This is a genomic window from Pseudomonas sp. D4002 (assembly GCF_013385665.1).
Taxonomy (GTDB): Bacteria; Pseudomonadota; Gammaproteobacteria; order Pseudomonadales; family Pseudomonadaceae; genus Aquipseudomonas.
Genome location: NZ_JACAPN010000034.1, coordinates 76236 through 94776 on the forward strand (window position 1 = coordinate 76236; position 18541 = coordinate 94776).

Here is an 18541-nt window from a genome sequence, read left to right on the forward strand (position 1 = left end):
TTGAGTATCTGCGGTCTGTTGCAAAAAGGTAGTTAATGATGAGCGCAAGGCACTTTCTCTCCCTGATGGATTGCACGCCCGAAGAGCTGGTCAGCGTGCTCCGTCGAGGCATTGAGCTTAAAGACCTGCGTAACCGCGGCGTACTGTTCGAGCCTTTGAAAAACCGCGTGCTCGGGATGATTTTCGAGAAGTCGTCCACCCGCACCCGCGTGTCTTTCGAAGCCGGCATGATTCAGCTCGGCGGCCAGGCTATCTTCCTGTCACCTCGCGATACCCAACTGGGCCGTGGCGAGCCGATCAGCGATTGCGCGATCGTGATGTCGAGCATGCTGGATGCGGTGATGATCCGTACCTTCGCCCACAGCACCCTGACCGAATTTGCCGCCAACTCCCGAGTGCCAGTGATCAACGGCCTGTCCGATGACCTGCACCCCTGCCAGTTGCTGGCCGACATGCAAACCTTCCTCGAACAGCGCGGCTCGATCCAGGGCAAGACCGTGGCCTGGATCGGCGACGGCAACAACATGTGCAACAGCTATATAGAAGCGGCGATCCAGTTCGACTTCAAATTGCGCGTTGCCTGCCCTGAAGGCTACGAGCCGGATGCACGCTTCCTGGCCGAGGCCGGCGACCGCGTGACCATCGTCCGCGACCCGCGTGAGGCGGTCATCGGCGCACACCTGGTGAGCACCGACGTGTGGACCTCCATGGGCCAGGAAGAGGAAACCGCCAAGCGCCTCAAGCTCTTCGCCCCGTTCCAGGTCACCCGCGCCCTGCTCGACCTGGCCGCGCCGGACGTGCTGTTCATGCACTGCCTGCCCGCCCACCGTGGCGAAGAAATCAGTCTCGACCTGCTGGACGATCAACGTTCAGTAGCCTGGGCCCAGGCGGAAAACCGCCTGCACGCACAAAAAGCCCTGCTCGAGTTTCTGGTTGCGCCGGCGTACCGTCCTGCATGAGCCAGCCACTACTGCTGAACCTGCGCAATCTGGCATGCGGCTATCAAGACCAACGGGTGGTGCAGAACCTCAATCTGCACCTCAACGCTGGCGACATCGGTTGCCTGCTGGGCTCCTCGGGCTGCGGCAAGACCACCACGCTGCGAGCGATTGCCGGGTTTGAGCCGGTGCATGAAGGCGAGATCAGCCTGGCAGGCGAAGTCATTTCCAGCGCCGGTTTCACACTGGCCCCGGAGAAACGTCGGATCGGCATGGTGTTCCAGGACTACGCGCTGTTTCCACACCTCAGCGTGGCCGACAACATCGCCTTCGGCATTCGCAAGCACCCGCAAAAAGAGCGTGTGGTCGCTGAATTGCTGGAACTGGTGAACCTGAAAAACCTCGGCAAGCGCTTCCCCCACGAACTCTCGGGCGGCCAGCAGCAACGCGTCGCCCTGGCTCGCGCCCTGGCGCCGGAACCGCAATTGTTGCTGCTGGACGAACCCTTCTCCAACCTCGACGGCGAACTGCGGCGCAAACTCAGCCACGAAGTACGCGATATCCTCAAGGCGCGGGGCACCAGTGCGATTCTGGTGACCCACGACCAGGAAGAAGCCTTCGCAGTGAGTGACCATGTCGGTGTGTTCAAGGAGGGTCGCCTGGAGCAGTGGGATACGCCCTACAACCTCTATCACGAACCGCTGACACCCTTTGTCGCCAGCTTCATTGGCCAGGGTTACTTCATTCGCGGGCAGTTGAACACGCCGGAATCGGTTACCACCGAACTGGGGGAGTTGCGCGGCAATCGTGCCTACACCTGGCCAACCGGCGGCGCGGTGGATGTGTTGCTGCGCCCGGACGACATCGTTTATGCACCGGACAGCGCCTTGAAGGCGCGGATTGTCGGCAAGACGTTCCTCGGCGCGTCGACCCTGTATCGCTTGCAGCTGCCGACAGGCGCTCAGCTGGAGTCGATCTTCCCCAGCCACGCCGATCACTTGGTCGGTGCCGACGTGGGCATTCGCGTGGCAGCCGAGCACCTGGTGTTGTTCCAGGCCTCAGGCAGTACCGCAGCACAAATCCCTCAGGTTGAGTCAGGCGTTCGCCGCTACAGCACCGCCTCCTGACGTCAACGCATCACGCCCGGCCAATTTCCGCGAACTTGGCCTGGGTGTGTTCGGCCAGCACTGTCGCTGCCAACTCCACCTCAAGCCCCCTTCTCCCCGCACTGATAAAAATTGTCGGAAACGACTGCGCCGTCACATCGATGAAGGTGCGCAGGCGTTTCTTCTGCCCCAGCGGGCTGATGCCGCCCAACAAGTAACCGGTGGCCCGTTGCGCCGCTGCCGGGTCTGCCATCTCGACCTTTTTTACCCCCGCCGCCTGCGCCAACGCCTTTAAATCCAAACTTCCGACGACCGGCACAACCGCCACCAGCAGCTCGGCTTTTTCACTGCTGGCCAGCAGGGTCTTAAACACCTGCGCCGGGTCCAGGCCCAATTTTTCCGCGGCCTCCAGACCATAGGACGCTGCCTTGGGGTCATGTTCGTAACTGTGAATTCGATGTTCGGCGCGAACTTTTTTCAACAGGTCCAATGCGGGCGTCATGTGGGCTCCAGGCTTGGCAAAAAGGTGAAAAAACAGACAGCCAATTCTAGGCCAACAACAAGCAAAAGGCTCTAGTCCGAAGCCCTCTGCCACGCGCTCACGCGCACCTTCCCTGCCGCTTCCCGCGCCCACGGCACGATCATTCATCACACCAATAATTACAAAATGACCGATCGTTCACTTTCGACCTTTGACAGCCGTCATTCTTGTCTATATTTTTTCGTTTACGAATACTGTAGGAATGCACCTACGGATTCACAGCAGTAAGCCGCGAACAGGATGGGGATCCTCGCCACGGTGAAAATCGCCGATTGCCCGTTGCGGCAAAACGCCAGACAACAACAAAAACAGAGGTTTTCCATGACAACTGCTCTTCAACAGCCTTCACTTTCAAGTCAATGCATGGCCGAATTCCTGGGCACTGCGTTGCTGATCTTCTTCGGTACCGGATGTGTTGCTGCGCTCAAGGTCGCGGGTGCCAGCTTTGGGTTGTGGGAAATCAGTATCATCTGGGGGATCGGCGTCAGCATGGCGATCTACCTGAGCGCCGGTATTTCCGGGGCTCACCTCAATCCGGCGGTCAGTATCGCCCTGTGCATCTTTGCCGATTTCGACAAGCGCAAACTGCCGTTCTACATCATTGCCCAAGTCGCCGGGGCCTTCTGTTCGGCCGCGTTGGTTTACACGCTCTACAGCAACCTGTTTTTCGATTACGAACAAACCCACCACATGATTCGCGGCACCCAGGCCAGCCTGGAATTGGCGTCGGTGTTCTCCACCTACCCGCATCCGCTGCTGGGCACGGCCCAGGCGTTCCTGGTGGAAATGGTCATCACCGCGATCCTGATGGGCGTGATCATGGCCCTGACCGATGACAACAACGGCCTGCCCCGCGGCCCGTTGGCGCCGCTGCTGATTGGTTTGCTGATCGCCGTGATTGGCAGTGCCATGGGCCCGCTGACCGGCTTTGCGATGAACCCGGCCCGTGACTTCGGCCCCAAGCTGATGACCTTTTTCGCCGGTTGGGGTGAAATGGCTTTCACTGGCGGGCGCGACATTCCTTACTTCCTGATTCCGATCTTTGCGCCGATTGTCGGCGCCTGCCTCGGTGCTGCCGCCTATCGCGGGCTGATTGCCCGTCACCTGCCCAGCGCCGCACCTGCTACAACTGATGCAACCGACGCGGCTGCCACCGCCAAAACCCGTACTTCCTGATGCGATAGCCTGGACCGTACTGCCCTTTTGCGGCCCAGGCTGTTTACTGACTTCCCTATTCTCCGTCCAAGGCAATCGACATGACCGACATTCAGAATAAGAACTACATCATTGCCCTCGATCAGGGCACCACCAGTTCCCGGGCGATCATCTTCGATCGTGACGCCAACGTGGTCTGCACCGCCCAGCGTGAATTCACCCAGCATTACCCGCAAGCCGGCTGGGTCGAACATGACCCGATGGAGATTTTCGCTACCCAGAGCGCGGTGATGGTCGAGGCCCTGGCACAAGCCGGCCTGCACCATGACCAGGTCGCGGCCATCGGTATCACCAACCAGCGTGAAACCACCGTGGTCTGGGACAAAATCACCGGCCGCCCGATCTACAACGCGATCGTCTGGCAATGCCGCCGCAGCACCGAGATCTGCCAGCAGCTCAAGCGCGACGGCCACGAACAATACATCAACGACACCACCGGCCTGGTCACCGACCCGTACTTCTCCGGCACCAAGCTCAAGTGGATCCTCGACAACGTCGAAGGCAGCCGCGAACGTGCGCGTAACGGCGAGCTGCTGTTCGGCACCATCGACAGCTGGCTGATCTGGAAATTTACCGGCGGCAAGACCCACGTCACCGACTACACCAACGCCTCGCGCACCATGCTCTTCAACATCCACACGCTGGAGTGGGATGCCAAGATGCTGGAGATTCTCGACGTGCCGCGCGAAATGCTGCCGGAAGTGAAGTCTTCCTCGGAAATCTATGGTCGCACCAAAAGCGGTATCGCCATCGGCGGTATCGCCGGTGACCAGCAGGCGGCGCTGTTTGGCCAAATGTGCGTAGAACCGGGCCAGGCGAAAAACACCTACGGCACCGGCTGCTTCCTGCTGATGAACACCGGCGACAAGGCGGTGAAATCCAAGCACGGCATGCTCACCACCATCGCCTGCGGCCCGCGTGGCGAAGTGGCCTACGCCCTGGAAGGCGCCGTGTTCAACGGCGGTTCCACCGTGCAATGGCTGCGTGATGAGTTGAAGATCATCGCCGATGCCACCGACACCGAATACTTCGCCGGCAAGGTCAAGGACAGCAACGGCGTGTACCTGGTGCCAGCCTTCACCGGCCTGGGCGCTCCGTACTGGGACCCGTATGCCCGTGGCGCGCTGTTCGGACTGACCCGTGGCGTACGCGTGGATCACATCATCCGTGCAGCCCTGGAGTCGATTGCCTACCAGACCCGTGACGTACTCGATGCCATGCAGCAGGATTCCGGCGAACGCCTCAAATCCCTGCGGGTAGACGGTGGCGCGGTCGCCAACAACTTCCTGATGCAGTTCCAGGCCGACATCCTCGGTACCCAGGTTGAACGCCCACAAATGCGCGAAACCACCGCGTTGGGCGCCGCCTACCTGGCCGGCCTGGCGTGCGGTTTCTGGGGCAGCCTGGACGAACTGCGTGGCAAGGCGGTAATCGAGCGTCAATTCGAACCGCAGCTGGAAGAAGCAGCGAAGGAAAAACTCTACGCCGGCTGGCAGAAAGCAGTCAGCCGCACCCGCGACTGGGAACCCCACGAAGGCGCTGAATAAGCCAAGCGCCGGACGCGCATAGGGTTGTAACTGGCAGGGAGCAGATTCCTGCGTCATCATGGGCCACTTTTTACGGCAGCCCAAAGGACGCACCATGAATCTGCCTCCCCGCCAGCAACAAATCCTCGAACTGGTTCGCGAACGCGGCTATGTGAGTATCGAGGAAATGGCGCAGATCTTCGTTGTCACCCCGCAAACCATCCGCCGCGATATCAATCAACTGGCGGAAGCCAATCTGTTGCGCCGCTACCATGGCGGCGCAGCCTATGATTCCAGCGTTGAAAACACCGCGTACGCCATGCGTGCCGACCAGATGCGCGACGAAAAACAGCGCATCGGCGAAGCCATCGCCGCGCAAATCCCCGATCACGCCTCGCTGTTTATCAACATCGGTACCACCACCGAATCGATCGCGCGTGCGCTGCTTAACCACAGCCACCTGAAAATCATCACCAATAACCTCAACGTCGCCATGATGCTGAGTGCCAAAGACGACTTCGACGTACTCCTGACCGGCGGCAACGTGCGCCGGGATGGCGGTGTGGTAGGCCAGGCCAGCGTTGATTTCATCAACCAGTTCAAGGTCGATTTCGCCTTGGTGGGCATCAGCGGTATCGATGAAGACGGCAGCCTTCTGGACTTCGATTATCAGGAAGTACGGGTTTCCCAGGCGATCATTGCCAATGCGCGCAAGGTGATCCTGGCGGCGGACTCCAGCAAATTCGGGCGCAACGCCATGATTCGTCTGGGACCGATCAGTTTGATTGATTGCTTGGTTACCGATCAGCAGCCGGTCCCGGCACTGGTGCAACTGTTGAATCAGCACAAGATTCGGCTGGAAGTGGTGTAAGCCTATACAGGGGGTGTCCTGCCCCCTGATGTTCACAAATTTTCCTTTCTTCGCCCTTCGATCAGTATTTTCAATCGAAGCGGGCTGGCTGTGCCTGCGTTTATAAGCTACCATTTTCGCAAATGAACATTTATGTTCGAATTCCAATACGAAAAAGATTGCGAGGCCAGCCGATGAACCCTTCTACCTTGCCTGCCCCACCGCTTGCCGAAGTCTATGACGTCGCCGTTATCGGTGGCGGGATCAATGGCGTCGGGATTGCAGCAGACGCAGCCGGTCGCGGTTTGTCGGTATTCCTTTGCGAAAAGGACGACCTGGCCAGCCACACTTCCTCCGCGAGCAGCAAGCTGATCCACGGTGGCCTGCGTTACCTGGAGCATTACGAATTCCGCCTGGTGCGCGAAGCCCTGGCTGAACGTGAGGTGCTGTTGGCCAAGGCCCCGCACATCGTCAAGCAGATGCGCTTTGTATTGCCCCACCGCCCGCACCTGCGTCCGGCATGGATGATTCGCGCCGGCCTGTTCCTGTATGATCATCTGGGCAAGCGGGAAAAACTCGAAGGCTCCAAGAGCCTCAAGTTCGGCCCCGACAGCCCGCTGAAAAGCGAAATCACCAAAGGCTTCGAATACTCCGATTGCTGGGTCGACGACGCCCGCCTTGTAGTACTCAACGCCATGGCTGCGCGGGAAAAGGGTGCGCACATCCACACCCAGACCCGTTGCGTCAGCGCACACCGCAGCAAAGGCCTGTGGGAAATGAACATGGAACGTGCCGACGGCAGCCTGTTCTCGATCCGCGCCCGAGCGCTGGTGAACGCCGCCGGCCCGTGGGTGGCCAAGTTCATCAAGGATGACTTGAAGCTGGATTCGCCCTACGGCATCCGTCTGATCCAGGGCAGCCACCTGATCGTACCGAAGCTGTATGAAGGCGCCCACGCGCACATCCTGCAGAACGAAGACCAGCGTATCGTCTTCACCATTCCGTACCTGAATCACCTGACCATCATCGGCACCACCGACCGCGAATACACCGGCGACCCGGCGAAAGTGGCGATTACCGAAGGTGAAACCGACTACATGCTCAACGTGGTCAACGCGCACTTCAAGAAGCAGCTGAGCCGCGATGACATCGTGCACACCTATTCCGGCGTGCGCCCGCTGTGCAACGACGAGTCCGACAACCCGTCGGCCGTGACCCGCGACTACACCCTGGCGCTGTCCGGCACCTCGGGCGAGGCGCCGTTGCTGTCGGTGTTCGGCGGCAAGCTGACCACCTACCGCAAGCTGGCCGAATCGGCGATGGCACAACTGGCGCCTTACTTCACGCAGATGCGCCCAAGCTGGACAGCTACAGCCACCCTGCCCGGCGGCGAAAACATGAGCACGCCAGAAGCCCTGGCCGATGCAATCCGTAGCAAATACGACTGGGTGCCGAGCGAGATTGCCCGTCGCTGGTCCACCACTTACGGCAGCCGCACCTGGCGCCTGCTGGAAGGCGTGCAATCGCTGGCGGACATGGGAGACCACCTCGGTGGCGGCCTGTACACCCGCGAAGTCGATTACCTGTGCGCTGAAGAATGGGCCACTCAGCCCCAGGACATCCTGTGGCGCCGCAGCAAGCTGGGCCTGTTCACCACGCCGCAGGAGCAGGAGAACGTGCAGCGTTACCTGTCCAAGGTTGAGCACAACCGCGGCAAGATCGAAGCGGCCTGATCAGCCCGACGTAAAAAAGCCCCTGCACCGAAAGGTCCAGGGGCTTTTTCATGCCTGCAGATGACGCTGATAGCGCAGGCCCATTTCACGAATCCCGCTGAAGGCAGAGCCCAGCAACACGGGATAAGCCGCCTGCAAAAAGCCTGGCGTGGCCGTCGCGAGAGCCCGCTCCAACCATAGGCAGGCCTGCACGTCGTCGCCGTCGTGAGCCAGCTCCGCAGCATGGTTGTATTGCCCGCGAAAATCCCCGGCCTCGGCTGAGCGCTGATACCACTGGCGCGCCAGTTGAACATCCTTGGGCACTACCACGCCTTCATGGTGGAACCGACCCAACAGGTTCATCGACTTGGCGTGCCCCTTGGCCGCAGCCTGGCGGAACAGTTCATATGCCGCGACAAGGTCACGCTCCACACCACGGCCACGCGTCAGCAACTGGCCGTAGTTATACAAACCCCAATCCAGCCCCAGATCGGCAGCCTTGCGGTAATGCCGCGCACTGTCTTCCAAGTCGACCTCGCAGCCCCAGCCATTCTCCAGGCAGCGCCCGATCATGTTGATCGCCATGGGGTGACGCTGCCGCGCAGCGATGCGAAACCAGCTCAACCCCAGCGCCTCATCCTTCTGCACGCCACGACCGTCGAGCAGCAGCTGGGCCAGGGTCGCCTGTGCGTCGGCATCTCCCAGCTGTGCCGCATGCATCACCCAGCGCACATAGGCACGCGGGTTATCACCGATATCCGAGGGCTCGCTGCCTGGCTGTGCGCTCTGCATTCCTGCCCCGAGTAGCGATCAAGGACCGCAAAAAGTTTCATGATTTATTTGGTTACAAAGTATTACATTTGAGATCGCTTATCAATTACGATCGCATCTCACTAACACCAACAAGAGATTACTCAATGGCTACCGGCATCAGTTCTGCCCCCCTCTCATCGCGGCATTTGCTCGCGTCGGCAGTGGGCCTGGCAGTGGCTGCGCAAGGAGGATTCAGTTACGCGGCGGAGCCCGCACCAGAAGACAACACAGGGGTCATCCAACTCGGCGCGACCAGCATCGAAGGCCAGGCCCCAAGCCAGAGCGTCTACAACCCTGTGGCGCCTTCTTCCCCCAAGTACACCGAGCCATTGCGCGACACGCCGCAGACCATCACGGTGGTGCCCAAGGAAGTCATTCATGACCAGAACCTGCTGACCCTGCGCGACGTGCTCAGCACCGTGCCGGGGATCACCTTCGGGGCCGGCGAAGGCGGCAGCGGGTATGGCGACAGCATCAACCTGCGCGGCTTCTCCGCCAGCGGCGACATCTACGTAGACGGCGTGCGTGACAGCGCGCAGTACAGCCGAACCGACCCGTTCAACCTGGAGCAGGTCGAAGTCGTCAGCGGCGCAAGTTCGGTGTATTCCGGCTCCGGCGCGGTCGGTGGCACCATCAACCTGGTGAGCAAACAGCCGGAATTACGCGACAAAACCACCATCAGTGCGGGCATCGGCACCGATAACTACAAGCGCACCACCCTGGACACCAACCAGACGCTGAACGACACCACCGCGTTCCGCCTGAACCTGATGGCCCATGGTAACGACGTGCCTGGCCGCGATTATGAAGATTACGAACGCTGGGGCATCGCGCCCTCCATCGCGTTTGGCCTGGGCACGCCGACACGTGTCACCGTCAGTTATGAGCACCAGAAAGACAACAACACGCCGCAGTACGGTATCCCGATCTACAACGGCAAGCCCATGCCGGGCGTGGGTTGGAGTGACTACTACGGCTACCACAACATCAATGACCAGCAAATCACCTCGGACTCGTTCAGCTTGAAGCTCGAACACGACTTCAACGACGCCGTGTCCGTGCGCAACTTCACCCGCGTCGAGCGGGTGCGCCAGGACCTGCGCGCTTCCGGCCCCGAAGGTGCATTGACCGGCTGTCTGGCCAGCGGCACCCAGATCACCGGCGCCCCTTGCGCCGCAGGCCTGCAGCCGGGCTACTTCCAGCCAAGCGGCGGCTCACTGGGTAACGAGCGCAACACCCAGAACAAGATGTTCACCAACCAGACCGACGTCACCAGCCACTTCAGCACCGGGTTCATCGACCACACGCTGGTGACCGGCATCGCCATCAGCCGCGAGGAATACGAGGCGGATACCGGTAAATGGCTGACCAACGCCAACGGCAGCACCATCGTCCCACCACCGGTCAGCTACAGCGACCCGAACTCCGAATGGTCCGGCCCCGTCAACTTCACCCGGGCCGCCCACATTGACGGCGCGCTGAACAACCGCGCCGCCTATGCCTTCGACACGCTCAAGCTCAACCCACAGTGGGAAATCAACGGCGGCCTGCGTTACGAGCACAACGCCGGCAGCTCGGTGACCAATGCCTATTCCAGCACTGGCGTGGAAACGCCCGGCACTCGCTACGGCCAGGCGGATGACCTGACCTCCTACCGCCTGGCGCTGGTCTACAAACCGGTGGAAAACGGCAGCTTCTATATCGCCTACGGCAACAGCAAGACGCCGTCCCAGGCCAGCGTCAATGGGGGTTGCTACACCCCGGCCAAAAGCTCAAGCATCGCCACCAACAACTGCGATGTTTCCCCGGAAACCGCCGTCAGCTATGAGATCGGCACCAAATGGGACCTGCTCGACAACGCCCTGTCGCTGACGGGCGCGATCTTCCGCAATGACCGCACCAACTATAAAGTCGCCGACAATGACCCGAGCAACCTGAGCGGCACCCAGACCCTCGACGGCAAGGCACGTGCAGACGGTGTGGCGCTGGGCCTGAGCGGCCAACTTACTGACCGCTGGAAAGTCTTCGCCAACTACACCTACCTGAACACTCGTGTGCTGCGCAGCGCCAGCGATTACACCCTGGCGACCACCGGCATCGACGTGCAGAAAGGCGAGCCGCTGACCTTCACCCCCAAACATGCAGCCAGCATCTGGACGGTGTACGACCTGCCCTACGACTTCCAGGTGGGCTACGGCATCACGGCGCAAACCAAGCAGTACCTGGTCAGCGCCGCCAACTCGCCGACTTCCCCCGGCTATGCGGTGCAGCGTGCGATGCTCGGTTACAAGGTCAACAAACAGTTGAACCTGCAGCTGAACATCAACAACCTGTTCGACAAGGAGTACCTCACCCGTATCCGCAACAACGGTTGGGCAGTGCCCGGCGATGGCCGCGCGGCAGTGGTGTCGGCCGACTACACGTTCTGACAGAGCCACACCCAAAAGCCCCGGGAGCCACACTCCCGGGGCTTTTTCATGGGCGATACAGGCCCACGCCGCCATTCGGTTTTCCGAACGCCATAGCTCAACCTATTCGGTTTGCCGGACCAAAACAGGAGAAAAAACCCGTAACACAAAGTTAATCTCTATATAAATCATATGGTTAACCTTTTATTTCTGGTCTGGCACGACTCATGCTCTACACTCGTAGGCGATTGCCTGAGGCGCCTCAGGAGCCGTCACAGGCTTTCGCAGTACTGTTTATATAAAAACGTGGCCGTCCCAACCGGTCTCATAAAAAAAACAAATGTCGAGGAAGTATTGATGCGCATCGTTCCCCATATCCTGGGCGCAGCTATCGCTGCTGCTCTGATCAGCACTCCAGTTTTCGCCGCCGAACTCACCGGCACACTGAAGAAAATCAACGACTCCGGCACGATCACTCTCGCTCACCGCGACAGCTCCATTCCGTTTTCCTATATCGCGGATGGTTCGGGCAAACCCGTGGGCTACTCCCACGACATTCAGCTGGCTATCGTTGAAGCCCTGAAAAAAGACCTGAACAAACCCGACCTGAAGACCAAGTACAACCTGGTCACCTCGCAAACCCGTATCCCGCTGATCCAGAACGGCACCGCGGATATCGAGTGCGGCTCCACCACCAACAACGCCGAGCGCGCCCAGCAGGTTGACTTCACCGTCAATATCTTCGAAATCGGCACCCGCCTGCTGGTCAAGAAAGACAAGGAAGGCAAGCCGTCCTACAGCGATTTCGCCGACCTGAAAGGCAAGAACGTCGTGACCACCGCCGGCACCACGTCCGAGCGCATCATCAAGGCGATGAACGCCGACAAGCAGATGGGCATGAACGTCATCTCCGCCAAGGACCACGGCGAATCCTTCCAGATGCTGGAAAGCGGCCGCGCCGTTGCCTTCATGATGGACGACGCCCTGCTGGCCGGTGAAGAAGCCAAGGCCAAGAAGCCGGACGACTGGGTCATCACCGGTACTCCACAGTCCTTCGAAGCCTACGCCTGCATGGTTCGCAAAGACGACCCAGCCTTCAAGAAGGCCGTGGATGACGCGATCGTCGGCCTGTACAAGTCCGGCGAGATCAACAAGATCTACAGCAAGTGGTTCGAGAGCCCGATTCCACCAAAAGGCCTGAACCTCAACTTCCCGATGAGCGACAAGGTCAAGGATCTGATCGCCAACCCAAGCGACAAGCCAGCGCCTGACGTAAAAATCTGATACCTGACTAAGCTTATGTCCTGAGGGAGCCAACCCTCCCTCAGGCGTCTGTTGCTACCTGCTGGCTTTAATTTTGGAACACTCGACCTGGCGGTTTTCGAGCCGATCGCGTGTGCCTGGCGTTCACCGCCGGGCGGGAAAGGATCTTCCCCAAGCGGGTGCTTGTACATCGATCGATCTCGAGGGGAGACCCTAATGAATTACAACTGGGACTGGGGCGTGTTCTTCAAGTCCACCGGCGTGGGCAGCGAGACTTATCTCGACTGGTACATCGCCGGCTTGGGCTGGACCATTGCCATCGCCGTCGTGGCATGGATTATCGCCTTGCTGCTGGGGTCCATTCTGGGCGTCATGCGCACCGTGCCGAACCGCATCGTATCGGGCATCGCGACCTGCTACGTGGAACTGTTTCGCAACGTACCGCTGCTGGTTCAGCTGTTCATCTGGTATTTCCTGATACCCGACCTGCTGCCGCAGAACCTGCAGGACTGGTACAAACAAGACCTCAACCCGACCACCTCGGCCTACCTGAGCGTTGTCGTGTGCCTGGGCCTGTTCACCGCTGCCCGGGTGTGCGAACAAGTGCGTACCGGCATCCAGGCGCTGCCACGGGGCCAGGAATCCGCCGCACGCGCCATGGGCTTCAAGCTGCCGCAGATCTACTGGAACGTGCTGCTGCCCCAGGCCTACCGGATCATCATTCCGCCGCTTACCTCGGAATTCCTCAACGTCTTCAAGAACTCCTCCGTGGCGTCCCTGATCGGCTTGATGGAACTGCTGGCGCAAACCAAACAGACCGCCGAGTTCTCGGCCAACCTGTTCGAGGCCTTCACCCTGGCCACGCTGATCTATTTCACCCTGAACATGAGCCTGATGCTGCTGATGCGCGTGGTCGAGAAGAAAGTCGCCGTGCCCGGCCTGATCTCCGTGGGGGGTAAATAATGGACTTCGATTTCAGCGGCATCATCCCCGCCATCCCGGGCCTGTGGAACGGCATGGTCATGACCTTGCAGTTGATGGTCATGGGCGTGGTCGGCGGCATCATCCTGGGTACGATCCTCGCGCTGATGCGCCTGTCGTCCAGCAAACTGCTGTCGCGCCTCGCCGGCGCCTACGTGAACTACTTCCGCTCGATCCCGCTGCTGCTGGTGATCACCTGGTTCTACCTGGCGGTGCCGTTCGTGCTGCGCTGGATCACCGGCGAAGACACCCCGATCGGTGCGTTCACCTCCTGCGTCGTGGCCTTCATGATGTTCGAGGCGGCGTACTTCTGCGAAATCGTGCGGGCCGGCGTGCAGTCGATCCCCAAGGGCCAGATGGCCGCGGCGCAAGCGATGGGCATGACCTACGGCCAGACCATGCGCCTGATCATCCTGCCCCAGGCGTTCCGCAAGATGACCCCGTTGCTGTTGCAACAGTCGATCATCCTGTTCCAGGACACCTCGCTGGTCTACACCGTGGGCCTGGTGGACTTCCTCAACTCCGCCCGCTCCAACGGCGACATCATCGGCCGCTCCAATGAGTTCCTGATCTTCGCCGGTGTCGTCTACTTCATCATCAGCTTTTCCGCCTCGCTGCTGGTCAAGCGTCTGCAAAAAAGGTTTGCCGTATGATCTCTATCAAGAATATCAACAAGTGGTATGGCGACTTCCAGGTGCTGACCGATTGCAGCACCGAGGTTAAAAAAGGCGAAGTGATCGTGGTGTGCGGGCCGTCCGGCTCGGGCAAATCGACCCTGATCAAGTGCGTCAACGCCCTGGAACCGTTCCAGAAAGGCGACGTGGTGGTCGATGGCACCTCCATTGCCGACCCGAAGACCAACCTGCCGAAACTGCGCTCGCGCGTCGGCATGGTGTTCCAGCACTTCGAGCTGTTTCCGCACCTGACCATCACCGAAAACCTGACCATCGCGCAGATCAAGGTATTGGGCCGCAGCAAGGAAGAAGCCACCAAGAAGGGCCTGCAACTGCTGGAGCGCGTCGGCCTGTCGGCTCACGCCCACAAGCACCCGGGCCAGCTTTCCGGCGGCCAGCAACAGCGTGTGGCGATTGCCCGTGCGCTGGCGATGGACCCGATCGTCATGCTGTTCGACGAACCGACCTCGGCCCTCGACCCGGAAATGGTCAACGAAGTGCTCGACGTGATGGTGCAGTTGGCCCAGGAAGGCATGACCATGATGTGCGTGACCCACGAAATGGGTTTCGCCCGCAAGGTAGCCGACCGGGTGATCTTCATGGACGCCGGCAAGATCATCGAAGACTGCCCGAAAGAGGAATTCTTCGGCGACATCAGCGCCCGCTCCGAGCGTGCGCAGCACTTCCTCGAGAAAATCCTGCAGCACTAAGCACTGCCCTGTTGTGGTGGGTCGGGCAACCCCACTCACCACAACTGGTTGACCCAAGGCATCTGTGATGAAATGCGACCCCAACCTCTTTCGCGCCGCGCCGCCATCACTTGCCGTGAAGCCTCGTTTGATTCGCCAATTGTTCCTGCCGCCGCTGATCATCGCCCTGATGATCGGACTGGGTTACGTCGGCTTCTGGATCAGCGAGTTCTATGGGATCCGCACCCTCAGCGATACCGGCGAACGCCAACTGGAATTGCACGCCCGCACCGTCGAGAGCGAACTCAGCAAATACACCTACCTGCCCAGTCTCCTGGAGCTGGAATCCAGCGTCTCCAGGCTGTTGGCCGACCCGAATCAAGAAACCCGCAAAACCGTCAACGACTACCTCGAAGGCCTGAACCGGCGCAGTCGCAGCCGGGCGATCTACGTGATGGACACCACCGGCCGTGTGCTGGCGACCAGTAACTGGCGCGATGCCGACAGTTACCAGGGTGAAGACCTGTCCTTCCGTGCCTATTTCCAGAATGCGGTGCGCGGCCAGCCCGGCCGGTTCTACGGCATCGGCAGCACCAACGGCGAACCCGGCTATTACCTGGCCCATGGTCTGGAAGAGCACGGCAAGATCATCGGCGTCGCCGTGGTCAAGGTACGCCTGGAAGCGCTGGAAGAGCGCTGGCAGCGGGCGCGCCTGGAGGCCTTCGTCAGTGACGAGAACGGCATCATCATTCTCTCCAGCGACCCGGCCCGTCGCCTCAAGTCCGTGCGGCCATTGAGCGATGACACCAAGGACCGCCTCGCCCACAGCCTGCAATACTACTGGGCGACGCTCAACGAGCTGGAACCACTGGCCCGCGAACGCCTCAACGAAGGCACCGAGAAGTTGACCTTCCCGGCCAACAGCGAAGTGGTGGCCGACGAGCATGAGGTCAGCTACCTGGCCCAGACCCGCCCACTGAACGACACCCCATGGAATTTCACCCTGCTCACCCCGCTGAACGACCTGCGCCGGGCCGCCATCAACCAAGGCATCCTGGTGGCCGTAGCCTTTGCGCTGGTGGCATTCCTGCTGATTGCCTGGAACGAGCGCCGCAAGGTGATTGCCACCCGCCTCGCCGCCCGGGAAGCCCTGCAGGAAGCCAATAACCAGCTGGAGCGACGGATTGCCGAACGCACCACCGACCTGCGGGCCAGCAACGAGCGGCTCAAGAGCCAGATTCGCGAGCGGCGCCAGGCCGAGGAAACCTTGCGCCGGGCCCAGGACGAACTGGTGCAGGCCGGCAAACTCGCGGCCATCGGCCAGATGTCCACCAGCATCGCCCATGAATTGAACCAGCCACTGGCCGCCCTGCGTACCCTGTCGGGCAACACCGTGCGCTTCCTTGAGCGTGGGGCGCTGGACACCGCCAGTGCCAACCTCAAGACCATCAACGAACTGATCGACCGCATGGGTCGCATCACCGCCAGCCTGCGCTCCTTTGCCCGGCGTGGCGATGACCAGGGCGAAGCCAATCTGGGCAAGGCGGTGGACGCTACGTTCCAGATCCTCGGCAGTCGCCTGGAGACCCTGCCGCTGACGGTGCACCGCCACTTCAGCAGCGCGCAGTTGCAGATCGACCAGACACGCCTGGAGCAGATCCTGGTCAACCTGATGGGCAACGCCCTGGATGCGATGCAGGCGCAACCGGCCCCCGAACTGTGGCTGGAAGGCGACGTCGCCGACGGCAAATATCGCCTGCGGGTGCGCGATAACGGCCACGGGATTGATCCCGAGACCCGCAAGCATTTGTTCGAACCGTTCTTTACCACCAAACCCGGCGAACAAGGCCTGGGCCTCGGCCTGACGCTGTCGGCCAGCCTCGCGGCGGCGACTGGCGGCAACCTCGCCGTCGAGCATCCGGCCAGCGGTGGTACTGCCTTTGTCCTGAGTTTGCCGCTGGCGAGCCCTCAACAAGTCGAGTCGAAATGAACGCAGAAAAAACCACCGACCTGACCGTCCTGATCGTCGAAGACGACCCCCATGTATTGCTCGGCTGCCAGCAAGCCCTGGCCCTGGAAGACATTCCCAGCGTGGGCGTGGGCAGTGCCGAAGAGGCCCTGACCCTCGTCGGTGAAAACTTCGCCGGCATCGTCATCAGCGATATTCGCCTGCCGGGCATCGACGGCCTGGAGTTGCTGACCCGGCTCAAGGCCCTGGATAAAAGCCTGCCGGTGGTGCTGATCACCGGCCACGGCGATATCTCCATGGCCGTGGGCGCGATGCGCAACGGCGCCTATGACTTCATGGAGAAACCCTTCTCTCCCGAGCGCCTGGTGGACGTAGCCCGCCGCGCCCTGGAACAACGCGGTTTGGCCCGGGAAGTCTGGTCGCTGCGCCGGCAACTGGCCGAGCGCGATTCGCTGGAAGGCCGGATCATCGGCCGCTCCCCGGCCATGCAGAACCTGCGGGAATTGATCGCCAACGTCGCCGACACCTCGGCCAACGTGTTGATCGAGGGCGAGACCGGCACCGGCAAGGAATTGGTCGCGCGCTGCCTGCACGATTTCAGCCGGCGCCACTCCCACCAGTTCGTCGCCTTGAACTGCGGCGGCCTGCCGGAGAACCTGTTCGAAAGCGAAATCTTCGGCCACGAAGCCAACGCGTTCACCGGTGCCGGCAAGCGCCGCATCGGCAAGATCGAACACGCCCACGAAGGCACGCTGTTCCTCGACGAGGTGGAAAGCATGCCGATGAACCTGCAGATCAAGCTGCTGCGGGTGTTGCAGGAACGCACCCTGGAACGCCTGGGCTCGAACCAGAGCGTGGCGGTGGATTGCCGGGTGATCGCCGCGACCAAGTCCGACCTCGACGACCTGAGCCGCGCCAACCAGTTTCGCAGCGACCTGTACTACCGCCTTAACGTGGTGACCCTGGAACTGCCGCCGCTGCGTGAACGCCGCGAAGACATCCTGCAGTTGTTCGAACACTTCCTGCAGCAGTCGTCGCTGCGTTTCGACCGCACCGCGCCGGACCTCGACAACCAGACCCTGTCCAGCCTGATGAGCCATGACTGGCCGGGCAACGTGCGTGAACTGCGCAACGTGGCCGAGCGGTTTGCCCTCGGTTTGCCGGCGTTCAAGAAGAGCGGCGCCAGCAGCGGCAACCATGGGCTGGCCTTTACCGAAGCGGTGGAGGCGTTCGAGCGCAACCTGCTCAACGATGCCTTGCAACGCAGCGGCGGCAACCTGACCCAGGCCAGCCAGGAACTGGGGATGGCCAAGACCACGTTGTTCGACAAGGTCAAGAAGTACGGGCTGAGCCACTAGGAGCGCATTGTGGATTTATTGTTGAAGGCGGCATTGGGTGCGGGGGTGGTGTTGATTCTGGCGGCGCTGGCCAAGACCAAGAACTACTACATTGCAGGGTTGGTGCCGCTGTTTCCGACGTTCGCGTTGATTGCGCATTACATTGTCGGCAAGGGTCGGTCGGTGGAGGATTTGAAGACCACCATCGTGTTCGGGATGTGGTCGATCATTCCGTACTTTGTGTACCTGGCGACGTTGTATGTGATGGTTGACCGGATGCGTCTGGAGGCTTCGCTGGCGGTGGCGGCGGTGGCGTGGTTGATGGCGGCTACGATTTTGGTCAGCGTTTGGGTCCGGGTACACGCCTGACATACACCTATCAAAGATGCGGAGCCGGGTGGGTGTGTATATCCGTTATTTAGGTAACGGCCGCTATTGGTTCCGCTCTTACAGCGGCTCACTTTTGAACAGCGCAAAAGTAAGCAAAACGCTCTTGCCCCACCACTCGGCACCTCGCTT

General features: G+C 60.7%; 16 protein-coding genes. 14 read left to right on the forward strand and 2 right to left on the reverse strand.

Annotation, left to right across the window (positions count from 1 at the left end):
* The first annotated feature begins 38 nt into the window (after window positions 1-38).
* Window positions 39-959 (forward strand): ornithine carbamoyltransferase, encoded by a 921-nt coding sequence (gene argF, locus HX824_RS24030; protein WP_134327267.1) that lies wholly within the window; start codon window positions 39-41, stop codon window positions 957-959.
* Entirely contained in the window at window positions 956-2065 is a 1110-nt protein-coding gene (locus HX824_RS24035) for an ABC transporter ATP-binding protein (protein WP_008433494.1), read from the forward strand. The genes argF and HX824_RS24035 overlap by 4 nt, the downstream gene beginning before the upstream one ends.
* Before the next feature lie 10 nt (window positions 2066-2075).
* On the opposite strand, the gene ybaK is transcribed toward HX824_RS24035, so the two are convergent.
* Window positions 2076-2546, reverse strand: coding sequence for a Cys-tRNA(Pro) deacylase (gene ybaK / locus HX824_RS24040; protein WP_003208718.1), 471 nt, complete (start codon window positions 2544-2546; stop codon window positions 2076-2078).
* A 360-nt stretch (window positions 2547-2906) separates the two neighbouring features.
* Between ybaK and HX824_RS24045 the strand changes: the two genes are divergently transcribed.
* The 4 genes from HX824_RS24045 to glpD all read left to right on the forward strand — a co-directional run bounded on the left by HX824_RS24045 (window position 2907) and on the right by glpD (window position 7909).
* Window positions 2907-3761, forward strand: coding sequence for an MIP/aquaporin family protein (locus tag HX824_RS24045; protein WP_134327268.1), 855 nt, complete (start codon window positions 2907-2909; stop codon window positions 3759-3761).
* Window positions 3762-3841: 80 nt separating this feature from the next.
* Window positions 3842-5347 (forward strand): glycerol kinase GlpK, encoded by a 1506-nt coding sequence (gene glpK, locus HX824_RS24050; protein WP_003208721.1) that lies wholly within the window; start codon window positions 3842-3844, stop codon window positions 5345-5347.
* Between the two features lie 94 nt (window positions 5348-5441).
* Window positions 5442-6197: a DeoR/GlpR family transcriptional regulator gene (locus tag HX824_RS24055; RefSeq protein WP_134327269.1), complete on the forward strand. Its 756-nt coding sequence runs from the start codon at window positions 5442-5444 to the stop codon at window positions 6195-6197.
* 173 nt (window positions 6198-6370) lie between these two features.
* Window positions 6371-7909, forward strand: coding sequence for a glycerol-3-phosphate dehydrogenase (glpD, locus tag HX824_RS24060; protein WP_008433488.1), 1539 nt, complete (start codon window positions 6371-6373; stop codon window positions 7907-7909).
* 48 nt (window positions 7910-7957) lie between these two features.
* On the opposite strand, the gene HX824_RS24065 is transcribed toward glpD, so the two are convergent.
* The gene (locus HX824_RS24065; RefSeq protein ID WP_008433485.1) at window positions 7958-8680 is read right to left on the reverse strand and encodes a tetratricopeptide repeat protein; all 723 of its coding nucleotides are present in this window, start codon (window positions 8678-8680) and stop codon (window positions 7958-7960) included.
* Between the two features lie 125 nt (window positions 8681-8805).
* Here HX824_RS24065 and HX824_RS24070 point away from each other — a divergent pair, with 125 nt between their 5' ends.
* From HX824_RS24070 to HX824_RS24105, 8 genes are all read left to right on the forward strand, one after another.
* Window positions 8806-11130, forward strand: coding sequence for a TonB-dependent siderophore receptor (locus tag HX824_RS24070; RefSeq protein ID WP_177055196.1), 2325 nt, complete (start codon window positions 8806-8808; stop codon window positions 11128-11130).
* A gap of 336 nt (window positions 11131-11466) precedes the next feature.
* Window positions 11467-12393: a glutamate/aspartate ABC transporter substrate-binding protein gene (locus HX824_RS24075; RefSeq protein WP_008433481.1), complete on the forward strand. Its 927-nt coding sequence runs from the start codon at window positions 11467-11469 to the stop codon at window positions 12391-12393.
* Window positions 12394-12588: 195 nt separating this feature from the next.
* Window positions 12589-13335, forward strand: a complete 747-nt coding sequence (locus HX824_RS24080; protein ID WP_003208731.1) for an amino acid ABC transporter permease — start codon at window positions 12589-12591, stop codon at window positions 13333-13335.
* On the forward strand, window positions 13335-14006 hold the full coding sequence (locus HX824_RS24085) for an amino acid ABC transporter permease (RefSeq protein ID WP_003208733.1): 672 nt from the start codon (window positions 13335-13337) through the stop codon (window positions 14004-14006). Before HX824_RS24080 ends, HX824_RS24085 begins: the two co-directional genes overlap by 1 nt.
* A complete protein-coding gene (locus HX824_RS24090) occupies window positions 14003-14737 on the forward strand; it encodes an amino acid ABC transporter ATP-binding protein (RefSeq protein ID WP_003208734.1) in 735 nt (244 codons plus the stop codon). Before HX824_RS24085 ends, HX824_RS24090 begins: the two co-directional genes overlap by 4 nt.
* Before the next feature lie 67 nt (window positions 14738-14804).
* The gene (locus HX824_RS24095) at window positions 14805-16706 is read left to right on the forward strand and encodes a sensor histidine kinase (protein WP_177055198.1); all 1902 of its coding nucleotides are present in this window, start codon (window positions 14805-14807) and stop codon (window positions 16704-16706) included.
* On the forward strand, window positions 16703-18043 hold the full coding sequence (locus HX824_RS24100) for a sigma-54 dependent transcriptional regulator (RefSeq protein ID WP_003208736.1): 1341 nt from the start codon (window positions 16703-16705) through the stop codon (window positions 18041-18043). Before HX824_RS24095 ends, HX824_RS24100 begins: the two co-directional genes overlap by 4 nt.
* 18 nt (window positions 18044-18061) lie before the next feature.
* Complete coding sequence (locus HX824_RS24105) at window positions 18062-18391, forward strand: GlpM family protein (protein ID WP_172834602.1); 330 nt, start codon at window positions 18062-18064, stop codon at window positions 18389-18391.
* The last annotated feature ends 150 nt before the right edge of the window (window positions 18392-18541 follow it).